Origin of the sequence: Halomonas sp. PAMB 3232 (assembly GCF_031954225.1) — a bacterium.
Classification (GTDB): domain Bacteria; phylum Pseudomonadota; class Gammaproteobacteria; order Pseudomonadales; family Halomonadaceae; genus Vreelandella.
In genome coordinates, this window is record NZ_CP134865.1 from 2,926,105 (window position 1) to 2,944,723 (window position 18,619).

Annotated in this window: 19 protein-coding genes and 1 pseudogene; 15 read left to right on the forward strand and 5 right to left on the reverse strand. The window is 56.5% G+C overall.

What is annotated here, in order from left to right; translation table 11 throughout:
* Positions 1-30: 30 nt before the first annotated feature.
* The 7 genes from RN346_RS13370 to RN346_RS13400 all read left to right on the forward strand — a co-directional run bounded on the left by RN346_RS13370 (position 31) and on the right by RN346_RS13400 (position 8,266).
* Positions 31-1,488, forward strand: a complete 1,458-nt coding sequence (locus tag RN346_RS13370; protein WP_311961395.1) for an aldehyde dehydrogenase family protein — start codon at positions 31-33, stop codon at positions 1,486-1,488.
* A gap of 12 nt (positions 1,489-1,500) precedes the next feature.
* A complete protein-coding gene (locus RN346_RS13375; RefSeq protein ID WP_311961396.1) occupies positions 1,501-2,664 on the forward strand; it encodes an iron-containing alcohol dehydrogenase in 1,164 nt (387 codons plus the stop codon).
* 62 nt (positions 2,665-2,726) lie between these two features.
* Positions 2,727-3,851, forward strand: a complete 1,125-nt coding sequence (gene dctP, locus RN346_RS13380) for a TRAP transporter substrate-binding protein DctP (protein ID WP_311961397.1) — start codon at positions 2,727-2,729, stop codon at positions 3,849-3,851.
* 85 nt (positions 3,852-3,936) lie between these two features.
* The gene (locus tag RN346_RS13385) at positions 3,937-4,437 is read left to right on the forward strand and encodes a TRAP transporter small permease subunit (RefSeq protein ID WP_409335765.1); all 501 of its coding nucleotides are present in this window, start codon (positions 3,937-3,939) and stop codon (positions 4,435-4,437) included.
* The gene (locus RN346_RS13390; protein WP_263586335.1) at positions 4,434-5,768 is read left to right on the forward strand and encodes a TRAP transporter large permease subunit; all 1,335 of its coding nucleotides are present in this window, start codon (positions 4,434-4,436) and stop codon (positions 5,766-5,768) included. The genes RN346_RS13385 and RN346_RS13390 overlap by 4 nt, the downstream gene beginning before the upstream one ends.
* 10 nt (positions 5,769-5,778) lie before the next feature.
* Positions 5,779-7,410 (forward strand): GMC family oxidoreductase N-terminal domain-containing protein, encoded by a 1,632-nt coding sequence (locus tag RN346_RS13395; RefSeq protein ID WP_311961398.1) that lies wholly within the window; start codon positions 5,779-5,781, stop codon positions 7,408-7,410.
* A 124-nt stretch (positions 7,411-7,534) separates the two neighbouring features.
* Positions 7,535-8,266, forward strand: a complete 732-nt coding sequence (locus RN346_RS13400; protein ID WP_311958523.1) for a YoaK family protein — start codon at positions 7,535-7,537, stop codon at positions 8,264-8,266.
* Positions 8,267-8,432: 166 nt separating this feature from the next.
* Here RN346_RS13400 and RN346_RS13405 read toward each other — a convergent pair whose 3' ends face one another.
* Positions 8,433-9,641 carry an MFS transporter gene (locus RN346_RS13405; RefSeq protein WP_311961399.1) on the reverse strand — a complete coding sequence of 403 codons (1,209 nt, stop codon included), beginning with the start codon at positions 9,639-9,641 and terminating at the stop codon, positions 8,433-8,435.
* A 175-nt stretch (positions 9,642-9,816) separates the two neighbouring features.
* On the opposite strand from RN346_RS13405, the gene RN346_RS13410 reads away from it, so the two are divergent.
* A complete protein-coding gene (locus tag RN346_RS13410) occupies positions 9,817-10,437 on the forward strand; it encodes a TetR/AcrR family transcriptional regulator (protein ID WP_311961400.1) in 621 nt (206 codons plus the stop codon).
* 180 nt (positions 10,438-10,617) lie between these two features.
* Here RN346_RS13410 and RN346_RS13415 read toward each other — a convergent pair whose 3' ends face one another.
* A complete protein-coding gene (locus tag RN346_RS13415; protein WP_263586330.1) occupies positions 10,618-11,565 on the reverse strand; it encodes a DUF808 domain-containing protein in 948 nt (315 codons plus the stop codon).
* A gap of 214 nt (positions 11,566-11,779) precedes the next feature.
* Here RN346_RS13415 and RN346_RS13420 point away from each other — a divergent pair, with 214 nt between their 5' ends.
* The 3 genes from RN346_RS13420 (at position 11,780) to RN346_RS13430 (ending at position 14,068) form a co-directional block, all read left to right on the forward strand.
* Positions 11,780-12,229, forward strand: coding sequence for a hypothetical protein (locus tag RN346_RS13420; RefSeq protein ID WP_311961401.1), 450 nt, complete (start codon positions 11,780-11,782; stop codon positions 12,227-12,229).
* Positions 12,230-12,286: 57 nt separating this feature from the next.
* Positions 12,287-13,147 carry a hypothetical protein gene (locus RN346_RS13425; RefSeq protein ID WP_311961402.1) on the forward strand — a complete coding sequence of 287 codons (861 nt, stop codon included), beginning with the start codon at positions 12,287-12,289 and terminating at the stop codon, positions 13,145-13,147.
* Between the two features lie 78 nt (positions 13,148-13,225).
* A complete protein-coding gene (locus RN346_RS13430; RefSeq protein WP_311961403.1) occupies positions 13,226-14,068 on the forward strand; it encodes a hypothetical protein in 843 nt (280 codons plus the stop codon).
* A 171-nt stretch (positions 14,069-14,239) separates the two neighbouring features.
* Here RN346_RS13430 and RN346_RS13435 read toward each other — a convergent pair whose 3' ends face one another.
* Together RN346_RS13435 and RN346_RS13440 are read right to left on the reverse strand one after the other, a co-directional pair.
* A complete protein-coding gene (locus RN346_RS13435; protein WP_311962719.1) occupies positions 14,240-14,947 on the reverse strand; it encodes a LysR substrate-binding domain-containing protein in 708 nt (235 codons plus the stop codon).
* 42 nt (positions 14,948-14,989) lie between these two features.
* Positions 14,990-15,124: pseudogene (locus RN346_RS13440) on the reverse strand (LysR family transcriptional regulator); the annotation flags it as partial.
* Positions 15,125-15,232: 108 nt separating this feature from the next.
* Between RN346_RS13440 and RN346_RS13445 the strand changes: the two are divergent.
* The 4 genes from RN346_RS13445 to RN346_RS13460 all read left to right on the forward strand — a co-directional run bounded on the left by RN346_RS13445 (position 15,233) and on the right by RN346_RS13460 (position 17,763).
* On the forward strand, positions 15,233-16,072 hold the full coding sequence (locus tag RN346_RS13445) for an SDR family oxidoreductase (RefSeq protein ID WP_311961404.1): 840 nt from the start codon (positions 15,233-15,235) through the stop codon (positions 16,070-16,072).
* A 260-nt stretch (positions 16,073-16,332) separates the two neighbouring features.
* Positions 16,333-16,641 carry a hypothetical protein gene (locus tag RN346_RS13450; RefSeq protein ID WP_311958532.1) on the forward strand — a complete coding sequence of 103 codons (309 nt, stop codon included), beginning with the start codon at positions 16,333-16,335 and terminating at the stop codon, positions 16,639-16,641.
* A gap of 196 nt (positions 16,642-16,837) precedes the next feature.
* Entirely contained in the window at positions 16,838-17,335 is a 498-nt protein-coding gene (locus tag RN346_RS13455) for a biotin transporter BioY (RefSeq protein ID WP_311961405.1), read from the forward strand.
* Positions 17,332-17,763 (forward strand): DUF1284 domain-containing protein, encoded by a 432-nt coding sequence (locus RN346_RS13460; RefSeq protein ID WP_311961406.1) that lies wholly within the window; start codon positions 17,332-17,334, stop codon positions 17,761-17,763. The genes RN346_RS13455 and RN346_RS13460 overlap by 4 nt, the downstream gene beginning before the upstream one ends.
* Before the next feature lie 152 nt (positions 17,764-17,915).
* Here the strand turns inward: RN346_RS13460 and RN346_RS13465 are convergent, their stop codons facing one another.
* On the reverse strand, positions 17,916-18,608 hold the full coding sequence (locus RN346_RS13465) for a TetR family transcriptional regulator (protein ID WP_311961407.1): 693 nt from the start codon (positions 18,606-18,608) through the stop codon (positions 17,916-17,918).
* Positions 18,609-18,619 lie beyond the last annotated feature (11 nt).

Here is an 18,619-nt window from a genome sequence, read left to right on the forward strand (position 1 = left end):
CTCCTGACAGAATTCTTACAAGAGGCTCACATGAAAGATTTTGGTTGCTACATCGAGGGGACATGGCGTCCGGCAGAGACCAATGAGTGGATAGACGTGCATGACCCCGCCGACCAGAAAGTACTGGCTCGAATTGCGCGTGGTTCTGCAAAGGATATTGATCAAGCGGTCGCCTCCGCCCAAACAGCGCAGCAGGAATGGGCAACTCGACTACCAAGCGACCGGGCCAGAATTCTCTATAACATTGCACAGGTCATACGAGACAAGGCTGAAGAGCTGAGCATGATCGAATGTCGTGATGCCGGCAAACCCCTGGCACAAGCAAAGGCCGACGCCAATGCGGCAGCTCGCTTCTTCGAATACTATGCCGGCGTGGCCGACAAGATACTGGGTAACTCCATTCCCCTCGGACCGGATTATGTTGATTTTACCGTTCGTGAGCCCCTGGGCGTGACAGGCCAGATAGTGCCCTGGAACTATCCATTGCAAATTGCCTGTCGGGGCATAGCACCGGCGCTTGCCACCGGTAATGCCGTGGTACTCAAACCCGCCGAGCTTGCATGCCTGAGCATCTTCACCATTGCCGATATCTGTCAGGAAGCAGGCCTGCCGGATGGGCTACTCAATATCGTACCTGGCTTTGGTCATGAGGCCGGGGCCGCACTGGCGTCACACCCGGGGATCAATCTTCTCGTGTTTACGGGGTCTGTTGAAACGGGTACGGCGGTCATGCAGGCAGCCGCCAAAAACGTTACGCCCGTTCTTTTAGAGCTAGGCGGCAAATCTCCCAATATCATTTTGCCCGATGCGGAACTGGATACAGCCATACCCTTGATTATAAAGGCGGCCTTCCCTCATTCAGGACAGACGTGCTCGGCCGGATCTCGTGTTCTGGTGCATAGCTCGATAAAAGAGACTGTGATCGAGCGGCTTCGCGACTCGATCGATCAGCTGACCCTGGGGCGTGGACTGGATGATCCTGACCTTGGGCCTGTCGTGAGCGCTTCTCAACGACAGCGCATCGAGGACTACGTATTGCTGGGTCAGCAGGAGGAGGCGGATGTCTACACCGGCGGCCGATTTATCGGAGATGCGGATCAATCCACCGGCCATTTTGTAAAGCCGACCCTTATCTGCCCAGCATCCTCCAGCGCCAGGGTCGCGCGAGAGGAAATATTCGGGCCTGTCCTTACGCTGCTGCCTTTCGATACGCTCGAAGATGCTGAACGCCTGGCCAACGATACGGAATACGGATTGGTGGCGGGCATCTGGGGACGCGATATTGGACGTGCCCATTGGCTTGCGAATCGAATCAAGGCAGGACAAGTATTCGTCAACTGTTACGGCGCGGGTGGAGGTGCCGAAATACCCTTCGGCGGCTACAAGAAATCCGGGTTTGGCCGCGAGAAAGGCATGGACGCCATCCTCTCCTACTCCCAGATAAAGAACGTCTGCATACGCATCGATGCTTCGAACGTCAACTTCTAAAAAGACAATGACATGACTGACGCCAGCCTTTCAAAAAGCCACTGCCCCACACGTGTAGAGTTTGGACGCCAAGCGTGGACGCGTGTCGCGGAAATTGTCCAAAAGAACAACTGGAGCAAGGTACTGTTACTGACCGACCCGGGCTTGAAAGGAAGCCGTCTTCATCGATCGCTTGTCAGTTCATTGAAGAATCTGGGTATCGAACTTGAAGAGTTTGACGGCATCGATCCTGAGCCTACCGATAAAAACGTGGTGTCAGCAATGCGCGTAAGCAGCGCTTTATCACCACAAGTGCTGGTGGTGCTGGGCGGGGGAAGTGCCATTGATGTCGCTAAAGCAGTCGCCATCGTCGCAACGAACGGTGGAGAGATCAGTGATTACGAAGGTATCGACACGTTTGACGTGCCTCCCCTTCCGTTGATTGCCATACCCACGACAGCCGGCACAGGCTCAGAGGTCTCCGGTGCAGCGGTCATCACGGATACGCTGCGAAACAGCAAGATGGCCATACGTCATGCTCACTATGGTCCGGCCACGTACGCCATTCTGGATCCAGAGGCCATCAGTACCACACCACAGCACGTTGCCATTCATTCAGGCATCGATGCGTTCGTTCACGCTTTTGAATCCTATCTTTCCAAATTGGCAAACCCGTTCACTGATGCCCAGAACCTTCACGCCATCCGGTTGATCAGCGATAACCTTCGCCCCTACGTCGCTAACCGAGAGAATCAGGACGCAGCGTTCAATATGCTATGCGCCTCCTCCATGGCGGCCATGTCATTTGGCACGACCGGTACGGGTAATGTGCACTGCATGGCGATGGCACTGGGCAGTAAATATCCGATACCTCACGGGTTGGCGAACGCCGTTTGTCTGCCCCATGTCGCGGAATTCAACTTTATCGCCACGCCTCAACGATTTGCCATATTGGCCGCCACGATGGGCATCGATACGCGAGGATTATCGACATTAGACGCTGGCCGAAAAGCCATTACAGCGATCAAGGAACTCTGTGACGATTTAAACGTACCTCCTCGCCTACGCGACGTAGGAGTAGAAGAGAAGGATTTACCAGAAATTTCTGAGAAATGCTTCTTACTTGACTACAACCGCTGGAATCCACGATGGACGACTGAAAAAGACTTTTTGACACTCTTACAAAAAGCTTACTGACCAAGACCCTTTATTGAAAACAGCACTTCGAAAGAATAATTCCTAAAAAAATGGAGCACACCATGAAACAGTTCAGCCTCAAGAAACAGTTCAATCTCAAGAAACTTTGCATCGCTACCGCAAGCGGCATGTTGCTGGCCTCCACTCACTCGTTTTCCGACGACAAGATCGAGTGGACGGTCACCACCGTTTGGCCTGAAAGCCTTGAACTTATCGAAATAGACAAAGCCTGGGTAGACCGTGTCAATCGTATTACTGGCGATGACCTCGAGATTACCTTTTTCTCGGGCGGAACCTTGATGCCCAGTACCGAGGTTTTCGATGCAGTCGAAACAGGTGCCATTGACGCAGCAGGCGACTGGGGCGGTTACTGGGCGGGCCTTGATTCAGCTTTTTCTCCTCTATCGACTCATACCAGCCTCTTCAACGCCGCTGATTATCTCAACTGGATATTTGAATGGGGTGGTCTGGAGCTTTATCAGGAAGTTTACGGTGAATACGGCATTTATTACCTGCCTTTTGGCCTGGTAACGTCCGAATCAGGCTTTAGAGGAAGAACGCAGATCGATAGCCTTGCCGACCTGGAAGGAAAACGAATTCGACTGGCCGGTCGCGACCAGGGCCGCGTGCTGGAAAAACTGGGCGGCTCACAGGTGACGCTGTCGGGTTCGGAAATCTATCAGGCAGTAGAACGTGGCGTTGTCGACGCCGCCGAGTTCTCCATGCCTGGCGTTGATTTCAACGCTGGTTTTGCCGAAGTAGCGCCCTACTGGGCGACTCCGGGCTGGCACCAGACAGGTGGGGTACATGGCATCATGATCAATAAGGATGCCTGGGATGCGTTACCTGAACAGGTTCAGGAAAGACTCAAAGTGGCCGCTGAAGCCAATATGGCGTGGTCCTTAGCCTGGGCGGAAAGGAAAAATTCGGAAGGGGTGGCTGCCTTTGTCGATGCCGGGGTCGAGATAACGCGATTCTCTGAAGAGGACCTGGCGAGAATCCAGGAAGTCACCAATGAGATGATTCTTGAAAGCGCCTGCGAAAACCCCATGCATGCCAAGGTTTATCACTCGCAGATCAGCTACCTTCAGGAACATCAACAGTGGAATGAAGTATCCGCCCCCTTCAACTTGAGCAGGAACATTACCGATCTGCCTTCTCTCGAAGACATCGAAGCGTGCATGTAATTCTTGATGACCCAATCTGATAATCATCAGATTGGGTTTTTTAAGCGTGTGTGACGTTTGCCCTCAAGCCATCTCGAGCGCTGAAATGAAAAGATTATTCGTCATGATTGACGCCTTCAACGAAGGCGTCGGACGCTGCGTGGCTCCTCTTTTGGCAGTGATCACCTTCATTGTCATTTATGATATTGCCATGCGCTTCGTAATGGGCCGCCCCAGTGAGTGGGTCTTTGATATTACAAAGATGCTCTTTAGCGCCCACTTCATGTTGTTGGCTGCCTATGGATTACTTCATGGAAGTCATGTCGAGGTAGATGTCATCACTCGACTGTTCGATAACAAAAAAAGAACCATTATCAACGTACTGGGCTATCTCATATTCTTTATACCCTTTATCTGGATGCTCATATATTACGGCTGGGCTTTTTTCGAGCGCTCTTTTTCAAGAGGTGAAACTACCTATGGCATGACGGCCATCCCCCTTTATCCAATCAAGGGCGTCATTCTTGTATCGGCCATTTTGCTATTGATACAGGTTGTCTCCGTCATTCTTAAGTGCATTCATACATTAAAAGGTAGCAAGCCATGAGCCTGAGTCCTGAAATGCTGACCGTTGTCATGTTCAGTGGGTTATTGATCGGGCTTTTCATGGGCCACCCCCTCGCTTTTGTGTTGGGAGGAACCGCCGTCATTGGGGCCTACCTGGGGCCCGGGGAGCGCGTTCTTGGAACCATCATCAATAATATCTATGGCAACTCCATGGATAACTATGTTCTGGTCGCCATCCCTCTTTTTATCCTGATGGCACGCTTTCTCAACGACTCCAGCGTCACTGAGAAGATGTTTGAAGCCATGCGGCTTCTTCTTGCGAATTTAAGAGGAGGACTTGCCCTGACGGTGGTGATTGTCTCGGTGCTTCTGGCTGCAACGACCGGTATCGTAGGCGCCTCGATTGCCGTCATGGGATTGATCGCCCTCGCACCGATGCTGAAATACGGCTATCACAAGGGGCTGAGTTCCGGCGTGATCATGGCCAGCGGCTGCCTGGGGATCCTTATTCCCCCCAGTATCATGCTCATTTTGATGGCCAGCTACTCGCCCGTGTCGGTAGGGGCGCTTTTCGCGGGTGCTCTGGTACCCGGTCTCATGCTGGGCGCCATGTATGCGCTTTACGTATTAATTGTCTGTTTTATAAAACCCGCGTACGGGCCAAAAGTGCCTGCAGAGGAGCGCAGCCAGGTTTCCACCCCCCAACTCTTGCTCATGCTGGCCAAGTACGTGCTTCCCCCCATGGCACTCATACTGGGTGTACTAGGTGCGCTGTTTACTGGAATCGCAACGGCAACAGAGGCCTCGGCTATCGGGGTGGGGATTGCGTTCATCCTGTTTTTGATATTCGGCGATAGAAAGATCGGCACATGCTTCAATACGCTGCTCGAGGCGGGCAAGACCACCACCATGGTCATGTTGGTACTGGTCGGGGCAACGGCGTTTACAGGCGTTTTCTCTCGTGGTGGCGGCATGCAGGTGATCAACAATATCGTGCTCGCCATGCCTGGCGGTACGACAGGTGCCCTGATCGCGATCTTTCTGCTGGTGTTTGTTCTGGGCATGTTTTTGGACTGGACGGGCATCGTACTTTTAAGTTTTCCCATCATACTGCCCATCGTTCAGCAGCTGGGTATCGATATGCTCTGGTTCGTTGTCATGGTGGCCGTTGTACTGCAAACGTCGTTTCTTACGCCGCCCTTTGGCTACGCACTGTTTTATCTAAAAGGGGTTGCACCGGCAGGCGTTGAAACCCTGGACCTTTATAAAGCCGTCATACCTTTTGTCGCCATTATCATTCTGGCCTGCATCTTGATGTCCGTTTTTCCGCAAATCATTACTGGACTACCCAGCATACTTTTAAATAGTTAAGGAAAAACTCATGAAAAATGACAAAAAGAGAGAATACGATTATATCGTCGTAGGCAGTGGCGCCGCAGGAGGGATCGTTTCCTCTCGCCTTAGTGAAAAGCATCCGGGCAGCGTTTGTCTTATCGAGGCAGGATCGAGCAACTGGCACCCTTACCTGAATATACCGGCAGGGTTTATCAAGGTCATATTCAAACCCGCGTTTGCATGGCAGTTCTCCACAGAGGCCAATGCACTGACGCTCGATCGAAACATTCCCATTCCGCAGGGGCGTGTTCTCGGTGGTTCGACCTCGATCAATGGCCTCGTTTATAACCGGGGTTTGAAGTCGGACTACGACAACTGGTCGGCGCTTGGCAATGAAGGATGGGACTATAAAAGCGTCCTTCCGTACTTCAACAAGTGTGAGCGCCGGATCGGCCACGAAAAGAGTGAGGCTAGAGGCTCCGATGGCTTGATTTCGGTGACGGATTCGAACTGGTCGGATGCGGTATGCGACGCTTTCATCGAGGGCGCCTCTGAATTTGGTATCGACAAGAACCCGGATTATAACGGGGCCTCCCAGGAGGGAGTCGGATATTTCCAGCGCACCATCTTCTCGGGCAAACGCGTAAGCACTGCCAATACGTATATCAAAAGAGCCAAAAAGCAATTCGGCCTGAGTGTGTTGACGCATTCGCAGGTCACGAACGTACTATTCGACGGCAACCGCGCCATAGGTGTCGAACTCTTCAACTCGAAAAGCGGCGCAAAGGAAAAGATCTATGCCAACAAGGAGGTCATTTTAAGCGCGGGCGCAATCAACACCCCTAAAATTCTCAATTTTTCCGGGATTGGGGATAGCCAGGCTCTGGAAAAACTCGGCATCACGCCCGTTGTAGATCTACCGGGCGTCGGGAAAAACCTGAAAGATCACTATTCGATAAGAATCTCCAATCAAATTGAAAACGCGGTGACTATCAACGAAAAAGCGAAAGGCCCCAGACTCGCTCTGGAAGTTTTGAAATGGGTGGTTAAAAAGCCCAGCATCCTGAGCCTGAGCCCTTCTGTCGTGCATATTTTTTGCCGCTCGAGCGAAGACGCTCAAGAGCCCGATCTGCAAGGCGTGTTTTCGCCCGCCAGCTATCGAAATGGCTACGTTGGGGTGCTGGATAAATACCCCGGCATGACGTGTGGTTTCTGGCAGCACAGACCCAAAAGCACGGGTGAAGTAAAGCTGGTGTCCAGTGACCCCTTTGAGTCGCCCGCGGTACAACCCAACTACCTGCAGCATGAAGAAGATCAGGAAAAGATCATTCTCGGCGCCAAACTGGCACGTAAACTGATGGCAAGCGATGCCCTTGCGCCTTACAACCCTACCGAGACATTTCCAGGCCGCGAGTGCCAAACGGATCAGCAAATTCTCGACTTCTGTCGCCGTTATGGCGTGTCGTCCTACCATTTATGCGGCACCGCGAAGATGGGGCCGTCCAACGACCCGCTGGCGGTCGTGGATTCAAGGCTTCGGGTCAAAGGGATCACTTCATTAAGAGTGGTCGATGCCTCCGTCATGCCCGACATTCCCTCTGCCAATATCTGTGCCGCTACCATGATGATTGGAGAGAAGGCGTCAGACATGATCCTGGAAGATAACGGGAGAAGTTAACGAGGCGTCATGCTTGCATCCACTTCTTGATGAGCCAAACGAGAACTATTCCTGCGTCCAGGCGTCGTACAGGTGACTGCTACATGGACGTTGGAGGTCTACCTTGCTGATCAAGAAGAAAAAAGTGCGTTCTCACACTGAAGATCGTTACCTGGCGCTGGTGTTGGCCACGGCGGCGGGCATTCTCAACGCGATGGCGCTGGGCGCCTTCGGTTTTCTCCCTTCCCACATGAGCGGCAATGTCTCGCAAATATCTGATGAGGTCGCCAGCGCCGACACCCACGGCTTTTTGTTTCTGGCCACGCTGCTGCTCGTCTTCGTCATGGGCGGAATGCTGGCCCGCATTGTCGTGGTGTTGGGCCAACGCATTCGCACCATCTTCTGTTTGATCTTGCTGGCGGAAGGCGCGGCGCTGGCCGCGGTCTCGCTGTTCGAAATTCTGATGTACTCCCCGCGTTTCAACTCGGAAGTACTGCTGGCGCTGGGCTTTTTGATGGGAGTGCATAATTCGACCTCGACCCAGCTTTCCAACGGCCGCGTGCGCGCCACCCACGTGACCGGCACGCTGACCGATGCAGGTATCGCGCTGGGCTCGTTCATCTCGTCACGCTTTTCTCAGGACGCGGCGCTCGACCGGCGCTTTTCCCGCAAGCAGCTGTATACGCACCTGACCACGATCTTCTCTTTTCTGACCGGCTGTATCGCCGGACTCTTGTTGTTCGATCTGTTCGATTTCAAGGCGATGCTGGCGCTGGGGCTGTTTCTAATCATGGTCGCGGCCAGCGCTATCGTGATGACCGTGCGCACCGCCAGCCGGCTAATGGTCGTCAAACGCGCCCAGGTAGAAGGCTCATAATACCCGTAAGGTTCAGGCCCGTTGCGCAATGCCCGCCGTAAAGGCGGGCATTGGCAGGTACAGTGAGCGACTCCTCAAGCTTACTCGGCGAGCGCCTTGTGGAGCGTCAAAAAACGCATAATCGCTACCGCCACCGAATTAACCCGAAAACCGGTTACCCGGGTTCTCACGAAGGTTCTCCATCTCGCGGGCCAGGTGTGAAAGCATGGGAACGCGCGCCCCAGGCGACGCTGAAGGCGATCACCAGCAGCACCACCAGCGACCAGGGGAAGGCGCTGACTCCCAAGGAATCCAGCAGCATACCGCCCGCGACGCCGCCGCCCGCAATCGCGCCGTTCCATGCCACCACATTCATGGAAAGCGCCACATCCGCGCCACTTCCGGCGGTATCCGCCAGCGCGGTTTGCATCAAGGTGGAAGCACCGCCGAAGGTAATCCCCCACACCACAATGCCGATAAAGACGACCACGGAGCTTTGCGTGTTGATACCGAAAATGAACGCGGTGATTGCGAAGGCCGCCAGGCTTGTCAGCACCGTGATTCGCAAATGGCTGTCCACCAGCTTGCCGGCCATCCAGATACCACCTAGTGATGCAACGCCAAAGGTCAATAGCGCCAGATCAACCCGTTCGCCGAGTGCCGTGGCCGCCACAAACGGCGCAATGTAGGTGTAGAGAATATTGTGAGCCAGCATCCATGTGATGACCACGGCAAGCACCGGCCGTACACCCGGGGTCGTAAAGACGCTTCGCAGTGGCATGCGCTCGCCTTTCGGCTGGCCGGGATAGTCGGGAACCCTGGCCATTACCCATACTGCCAGCACCAGTGTCAACGCGGACATCACCCAGAAAGCGGTACGCCAGCCGGCGACCGAACCCATGTAGGTGCCAAGCGGCACGCCCAGAGACAGCGCCACGGGAATGCCGACCATCGCCACGGCCATGGCGCGCCCCTGTTGATGAGCCGCCACCATACGCCGCGCATAACCGGCGAGTAGACTCCAGGCAAGCCCGGCGGCCACCCCCGCAAAGAAGCGGGCAACCAACGTCAGGCCATAGCTACTGGACAGCGCCGTGACCGAGTTGAAAACGAAGAATCCGCCGATGGTAAGCAGCAGCACATTGCGCCGCCGCCAGCCGCGTGTCGCAATCGTCAAAGGAATCGCCGCCAGCATCGAACCCAGCGCATACGCCGTCACCATCTGGCCTGCCAACGACTGGCTGACCCCGAGGCCGTCACTGATTTGAGGCAACAATCCCGCCGGCAGCGTTTCTGTCACGATGCAGATAAAGCCCGTCATGGCCAGGGCCAGCAGGGCGGACATGGGCAGCTTATCGGACGCCGCCGATTCCGCTTGAGTAGAGGAGTAGGCCACAAAAAATACCCTTTCGAAGATGAGGTTTAACCCTGGGCAACAGGCAGCCAGAGCATTCCACGAAACATATGTATCGATCGGTACAAATATGTGGCGACGGGCTATTTATTGTCAAGGACTTTTGTATCGAGTAGTATTTAAGTCGCCCGTATTCAGCAACGCAAGGGAGTTCGACATGGCACAGATGGGGCGCCCCAGAGTGTTTGATCGACAGCAAGCCATCGAGCAAGCGATGCACCTTTTCTGGGAGCAGGGTTACGAAACAACGTCTCTAAGCCAGCTCAAGGCTCAGATCGGCGGCGGCATTTCTGCGCCCAGCTTTTATGCCGCTTTCGGCTCCAAGGAAGCGTTGTTCAACGAGGCGGTTCAGTGCTACCTGGAGAGCTACGCCCGGGTGACAGACGGCCTATGGGACGACGCCATACCGCCCAGAGAAGCGGTCGAGCTGACGCTACGTCGTTCGACGAAAATGCAGTGCGAATCGGGGCATCCCAAAGGCTGTATGGTGGCCCTGGGCACCATGAGCGCCTCAAAACCCGAGCATGCTCATATTACGAAGCCGCTGACCGTTTCACGGGCGCGCACTCATGCCGGGTTTGTACGCTGCGTTGAGCGTGGCATTGCCAGTGGCGAGCTCCAGGAAGGCACCAATGCTCAGGCCTTGGGCACGGCGTTCAGTAGTTTTCTGCTGGGGGTGTCGATATCAGCGAGAGACGGCGTCAAGTTATCAGCCTTCAATGCCTCTATTGCCGAGCTCATGAAGTTGTGGGACGCCGCATGCCACGAGCGGCACTGAGCAAACGTTGTTAGTACGGCGGGAGTAACGGCGTTTAAGCGACGGTTTTCAAGCCCCCCGGTTTTCAAGCAACGACTGAAAGAGAGGGCCTCGAAAACGGCCCTCCCGGGAGCTGATCACGAATTTTTAAGCCGTGAAGGAATCGCGCACGCCGCGCCCCGTGTTATCCCTACTGATACCTTATGCCGAATGCGCTTTTCTGAAAGGAACGAGGTGCAGCACACCCACCACCACCGAGCCTACCAAAAAGCCAATCACCGCCGAGCACAGCGTATTGAAGCCCCAGCCCAGCGCCCCGCCCAAAGTGCCGACGGATTCGTGGATGTTGAGTTCGATGTGATGCACCCAGTCATAAGGCGCGTTGAGCCAGCCCACGCCCTCCTCCCCCAGGTTGACCAGCAGAATATGTCCTCCGACCCAGAGCATGGCGATAGTCCCCACGAAGGCGATGCCCGCCAGCACCTTCGGCATGGCCGCCACCATGCCGCGGCCCAGCTTTTTCATCGTGGAGCTCTCTTTTTGAGCCAGCCTCAAGCCGATATCGTCCATTCGAATCAGCCCCGCGACCACACCGTACACCAGCACGGTGATCACCAGCGCCACGACCACCAGGCTCACCAGCTGCGACCAGAACCCCTGGTGGGCCACCGTCGACAGCGCAATGACCATGATTTCGGCGGAAAGGATCAGGTCGGTGCGAATGGCGCCGCTGACGATGCGCTTCTCGGCCTCCGGCCCTTTCATGACCGCGGGCGTCTCGTCTTCCTCCGCCCCGCTTAGCCGATGCCATACCTTTTCCGCGCCCTCAAACGCCAGATAGGTGCCGCCCAGCATCAAAATGATCGGCAGCAGCATGGGCAGAAAGTGGTTCAACAACAGCGCCACCGGCAGAATGATCAGCAGTTTGTTGCGAATCGAACCCAGCGCGATCTTTTTCACGATCGGCAGTTCGCGCTCGGCCTTGATGCCTTGAAGGTATTGTGGCGTCACCGCCGTGTCGTCGACCACCACCCCCGCCGCCTTCGCCGTGGCGCGCCCGGCGGCGGTACTCACGTCGTCGAGCGACGACACCGACAGCTTCGCCAATGCGGCGATATCATCCAGTAAGCCTAACAAGCCACCCATCATGGGGCGTTCTCCGTCTGTGAGGGCACATGCCATGCGTCAAGCATAACGCGAGTGGGCGCGGCTGACGCGATAGACTTAAGCGCTTTCAAACAAGCGCCGCCCTGACCCGCCGGGTAAACGCCTCGTTGGTTACGACGAGCAAAGCCGTTCCCATGCCGCTGCTGGCGCAGCTTTGATATCCTGACTCGCTCATCAACACCGCCATGGAGGCCTCGTGGGCCAGCAACCCCGCCCGGTCAGCGATCTCGAGCGCTACCACGCCCGCACGGTGCAAACCGGCTTGAAACTCATCAACGCCCTGGCCATGACCACTGGTGTCACTTCACTGTTTTGCGGTCTGGCACTCCCCGTGGCGTTTATGGCCGACGGCAAGCGTGTGCCGCTGGTCGCCAAATACGGGCGGCACTACCTGCTGCGTTATCATGCCGGTACGGCGCTCTGGGCGACTGCCCTGGCGGCGCTGACGCTGTTCGTCATCATGCAGCCCGTCACGACGGATTTTCTGGTCAGCATCAACTTTTTCTTGAGCCTTTTGGCCGTTGTGGGGTATCTCGCGGGGCTGGCGGTGGTTTCGTTGCTGGTTTTCAAGGGTTACCGAGCGCTGCGCCGACGCTTCGATCCCGGTTTCGATGAAACCCCGCACGAGGAAAGGTTGAAGGGGTAAGCGATGGTAGCTGGCCATCATGCCCCAACATCTCTTTAAACTTATAAGGAGCCCCGCTTGAGCAACCACACCCGCCCGCTGACCGCTCTGGAAAAGCACCACGCCCGCACGGTCTATCTGCGCGTGGTGTTCTTCAAATGGCTGCTGGTGCTATTGGGCAGTTTCTTTCTCGTGCTCAGCGTGATACTACCGGTTGCCTTCGTGATCGACGATACCCGCGCACCCCTGGCCCTGATCATCTTCATGGGCTTGCTGGATCTACTCGTGGTGGCGCTCGCCCTTTTCATCATGGCCCATGGCCTGGGGCGGGCCGCCACGCTCAGGCCTACCACCGCGCAACTGCGCGGTCGGCTGATCGAAAAGACGCATACAGCGAGTACAGGCAACGGCGGCGGGCGCTATACCGTGTACACCTATTTCATCGATGACCAACAGATTGTCTGGCCCGCCGGGGCCGAGCGCCTCTACAAGCCGCTGGTGGGTCAAACGATCACGCTGACGGTGGCCATGATCGACATGCGAAGCCGGGCCGGGCTGAAGGCGCTGCTCGAGGGGATCGGTATCGAAGCGCTCAAGAAGCAACCTGCCGCCGTGGGCGTGGTGCTCGCGTGCCCGCCCGTGATCGACGTTCACGGCGCGCTTATCAGGTACGGGCGTTACTATCTGCTGCGCTACCAGCTCAAGACGGCGGCGGCCATCGGTCTGTTCGTCGCGCTTTTCCTGCTGCCCTCTCTGTATCCGGCGACGACCGACTGGCTGGTGGGGCAAAGCCACGTCACGATGCTCGCAATTATTCTGGGGTGGGCCATTGGCAGCGTCGTGGTGACATATTTAATCGCTCGTGGCTACCAGGCGCTGCGTAAATGGCTGAATCCGGCGTATGACGATACGCCGCATGAGGAAAAGCTGAAGGGGTAAGCGCCGTCTTCCAGCGAATCGCCCCGTTTTAGCCTGACTGTCTCGTCATCACCCTGCTTTAGATCATCAGGAGTTCTTTTGAATCACAACGCCCGCCCGCTGACGGCTTTGGAAAAAACCCATGTGCGCACGGTTTACCTGCGCCTGGTCGCGCTTAAATGGGTGGCGCTGCTGTTCGGTGGGCTTTTTTGTCTACTCGGCTTGGCGCTGCCCGCAGCGCTGGTGGTCGACCCACAGGGCTTACCAGAATTGGCCGGCCTTTTCATGCTGCTGCTGAGCCTTTTTTTCCTTGCCGCTGGCACGCTTTTCCTCGCACTCGGGCTCAGGCAGGCGCTGAGGCAGAGAGGCGCGACCACTCGGCTTCACGGCACGCTGACCGAGGTCCGGATCAACGTTCGAGGTTCTGTCTATTATCGCTACTTGATCGACGACATCCAGATCATGTGGCCACCTGGCGCGCAGGATCTTTACGCCCGCTCGATCGGCCGCCCGCTCTCGCTGACGGTGGCCATGATCGACCTTGCCCCGCGCCAAAAGGTACACGCTTTTCTTGCACGCTGGGCCCCCAAAACGCTCAAGCGACAGCCATCGGGCTTCGCCGTCGTGCTCAACTATTCGCCCTACATCAATATTCACGGGGCGCTTGAAAAATACGGGTGCTACTTTCTGCTCTTGTATCAGCTCAAATGGGCCCTGGGGATGGGCCTTTGGGTAGCGCTCACGCTCCTGGTCATCATGCAGCCTTTTGTGCTCACGCTGGTGGCTCGCGGCTCCATTATTACATTCCTCCTGGCGCTCGTTGGCTATTTCATCGTCACCGGCCTGGTCTTTTGTGCAGTGATAAAGGGCTACCACACGCTGCGTAAATGGCTGAATCCGGATTACGACGATACGCCGCACGAGGAAAGACTGAAGGGCTAGCCTGTGCCGACGCGGCGCACGTGGTCCAGAAATGCGCGGAAAGCGGGCGGCTGCTGGGGTAGTAGATATAGAATCCCGGAAACGGCGGCGTCCAGTCGGCGATCAGCTGGATCAGCTTACCGCTTTCCAGAAAGGGGTCGACCTGATGGGCGAACTGATAGGCGATGCCTGTCACTCCCGCAGCAGATCAATAAAGGCCCGCAAATTGGGCGGCACATGGCGGTTATTGGGGTAGTAAAGGTACAAGCCGGAGATGTAAGGGCACCAATCCTCAAGCACCGTCACTAACGTCTCATCTCTAAGGTACGCGTGTGCATAGGGTTCCGGCACATACGCGATACCCAAGCCCGCCACGGCCGCCTCCACCATCAGTTGGCTGCTATCCAGCGTTATGGCGCCAGAAACATCAACCAACACCTCTTGGCCGTGCTGCTGGAATTCCCAGCGGTAGCGTTTGCCACTGGGCAACCTCTGCCTGATGCACTGGTGCAGGGCGAGCTCATCGGGCTTTTCAGGCATCGGTTTGCCCTGTAAATAACCAGGCGAGGCAACGGCAAGAAACCGCAGCTCTCCGCCAACAGGAACGGCAATCATATCCTTGGGGACCGCTTCCCTTAACCTTATCCCGGCATCGAACCCCTCCTCGACAATATCGACCAGTCGTCCCTCTGCCACCAGGTCAAGCTCGACATCCTCATACAGCGTCAGGAATCGGGGCACGACACGCGTAAGCAATAGGCGAATCGCTGCTTCACTGGCGTTGATCCTTAACCTCCCCGTGATCTTACCTTCAAGGCTTGAGGCTTCTTCAAGCAGGGTGTCCAGCTCCCCTAAAAGCGGGCCCAAACGCAAGAGTAAACGCTCACCACTCTCGGTCATCGAGACACTCCGCGTCGTTCGATGCAGTAGCCGCGTACCCAATCTGCGCTCGAGGGTTCGCAGGGTATGGCTTAGCGACGACCGACTAACGCCCATCAGATCAGCCGCACGGCGAAAGCTCTGGTGTTCGGCCACCGCCTTGAATGCTTTAAGGTCGGCTAACGTCGGCTTATTCATTGATGAACATGCTTCACTAACTTGTGCCAATTGTTGAGTATTCTATTAACAGTATTACTGGCCTAGCCTATCTCTCGCAACGCTCAATCGCTTCAAAGGAGATAATAAATGGCTAAAACCTGGCTGATTACAGGCACCTCGACCGGCCTTGGCCGCCTGCTCACTGAACGCCTGCTAGAACGCGGCGACCGCGTGGTGGCCACCCTACGCCGTCCCGGCGCCCTGGATAACTTGCTGGCCCAGCACGAAGAGCGCCTTTACGTGGTGAACTTCGACGTGACCGATACGCAGGCAATGAGACAGGGCGTAGCGCATGCCTTCGACGCTTTCGGACGAATTGATGTGGTGGTCAGCAACGCAGGCTATGGCATGTTTGGCGCCGCCGAAGAAGCCACGGACGAACAGATCGAGCGGCAATTAACGACCAATCTCAGCGGCTCGATTCAATTGATTCGAGCGGTGCTACCCCACCTGCGCGAGCAAGGCGGTGGGCGTATCGTGCAGGTATCGTCGGAAGGCGGCCAAATCGCCTACCCGTGTTTCAGTCTTTACCACGCCAGCAAATGGGGCATCGAAGGGTTCGTTGAGTCGGTCGCGCAAGAAGTCGCTCCCTTTGGCATCGACTTCATCCTTGCCGAACCCGGCCCCACCGCTACCCAATTCGGCGAAGCGCTGGACCGCACGACCCCCATGCCCGTATATGATGAAACACCCGCGGGCGAAACGCGCCGTGCGTTAGCGTCGGGGGCTTTCGCCATTAAAGGCGATGCGATTAAAACGGTGAACCGCCTCATCGATACCGCCGACCTTCCCTCTGCCCCGTTTAGGCTAGCCTTGGGCAGCACGGCCTATCACTCCATTAGCCAAGCGCTGACGCAAAGGATGAATGAACTGGAGACAAACAAACCGCTGACGCTGGCGGTCGATCAAGATGCGTTCATCGCCTAGAGCGTGCCCTAAACAGAGGAGAAATTAAGCCGATGACGGCGCCCTTTCGGCTCAATACCGAGAGCCGTAAAAATAAGCGGGCCAGCCAAGTAATGCGTCTCTGCCTACGAGGCAAGGCGTTCGCTGACGGTGACAGCAGGCGATGACTGCCTCTAACCGGCGCTTGCCAACCAATGAAATTCGCCGAGCAAAACGCTATTATCCGGCTCAGTTATTTTTATGCCGACTCCGTTCGCTTTCACACTCTTGCTGGACACGCCATGCACAACCTCTGGATTCCCGTCGTCGCCATTGTCGTCGTAGCGGGTTTGATCTTCGGCAGCCAGGCCTACTCCGAGGCCCAGCGCGATGCCCATATTTCTGAAGCGATTTCGCAGCGTCTCGACCGCCAAACGCCGGCCGAGATCTCCAACCTGATGAGCGTCAACAAGGGCTATGGGGTGTGCGGCGACTATGCGCTTTCAGGCGCCGAGACCGGGCGCTTTTACTACAACAGCGCCACCGAGCGGCTCGCAGTGGGTAGTGACGAGGCGCTGTACCAGGATAACTGCGCGAGCGTTACGAATTAATCTTCCCGAAATCCAGCCGAGCGCATTTGTAAACCAATCATTTGCACCTTGGTTAACATGGTGGCTAGAATAATGCAGTAAACCCATCCCATAAAAAAAGGTTACTGCCAATATGTACGATACGTCTCGTTCTTTCACACTCCCTACGCCTTCGGCTCTTTCGCACTACTCGCTGAGTTGGAAAATAGTCGCGGTCGTGCTGGGCTCTCTCTTTCTGACCCTGTGCTCCTATATCCAAGTGCCCATGGTGCCGGTGCCCGTTACGATGCAAACCTTCGGGGTACTGTTGATCGGCGCACTCTACGGCTGGCGCCTGGGCGCGCTGACCACGCTTGCGTGGCTGGGTCAGGCTGCCATGGGCCTGCCGGTGCTGGCGGGCGGTGCCAACGGCTGGGTGGCGTTTGCCGGGCCGACGGCGGGGTATCTATTCGCCTTCCCGCTGTGCGCGGCGCTGACGGGCTGGCTGGCCCAGCGCGGCTGGAACGGCCAGCGCGCAGCACTTGCCTTTATGGGCATGATGCTGGCCCACGTACTCTGCCTGGCCGCCGGCGGCGCCTGGCTTTCACAGTTCGTGGGCATGGAGCAAGCCATCGCCCTGGGTGTGACGCCCTTTTTGGTCGGCAGCGTGCTGAAATCGGCCCTGGCCACCGTGACGCTCAAGCTGATCGCCAGCCGCCACCGCGATAACGCGTGACCATCCGGCTACGCGGCCACCACCTGCTCTGCCTGCTCACCTATGTGGGCAAGGGTTACAGCACTGCCTTCGTGGCCAACTACGACCGACTCGCCGTGCGCCTTTCCAGCGCCGAGCCGGTAGCACTGGTCGCGGGGCCGGATGACATCTGCGCCCCGCTGTTGGCCCCCGCGTGCGAGGCGCCCCACTGCCTGAACGACAGCGTCATCGCACGTGACAGCGCCGCGCTCGAGGATATTAGCGAGACGCTGGGCCGCCCGCTGGCGGTTGGCGATCGCTTGAAACTGGATAGCGCCACGCTGGCATCGCTGAGAGCGGCCTTTCGCGTTGGGCGTATTCGGCGGGCGTGCGTTGACTGTCAGTGGCATTCGCTTTGTACGGGCGTGGCGGGGAGTGGTTATGCGGGAGTACGGGTCAACATTATTTGACCCTGCCTTACTCAAATTAGCTATTAAATCCCCCTAGACCTTGATGTCGGCCCTTGATACTAGCCTTGAAGTAGGTAACTCATTGTTGGCGAGCTTGTGTGAAAAAGAGGAGTGCTACTACGGCTTTATTTAGTACCACATGTTTCTTTCACTCAGCGTTTATTACTTGATGGCGCGCCCGTGTTGTGAAGATAAGACATAATGACCTCGACGGCGTGCGCTCGCCGCTCGGCCAGCCACTTCGCGTCGGCTAAATCCTGCTCGAAAATGATTGTTAGCGTGTCTCGCTGGTTTATATGAATGATCGACAGTGAAAGAATTGAGATGTAGAGCTGAGTCGGGTCGACGGCGCTACGAAACACCCCTGCCACCTCGCCGCGTTCGAGGGTGTCACGAATCATGCCCACCAGCGGCGTAGTCTGTTGCACCACCTTCGCCGATTTTCGTAGCATGCGACCACCCAGCAGGTTCTCGTTACGCACGAGGCTTGTAAACTCCGGGTGCTCGGCCATGTGATCGAAGGTGAACTCGACCAGCGCTTGCATACCCGCGACCGGCTCGAGATCGCTCAGATTGAGCGCTTTTTCCTTGGCCCGTAGCTCCTCGTAGACGTGCTCTAACACCGCCAGATAAAGGCCTTCCTTGTCGCCGAAGTAGTGGTACGCCATACGCACGTTGCATGCCGCGGCACGCACGATGCGCTGCATCCTCGCCCCGTCGAAACCGCACTCGCAGAACTCCTCCGTGGCCGCCTGTAGCAGGCGCTCGCGCGTCTCATTGGCGTTACGGCGGGTTTTCCCGGGCCGAGCGTTCGACGATACGCCCAGCGCCTCGCTGTCACTCATTGATACATCCT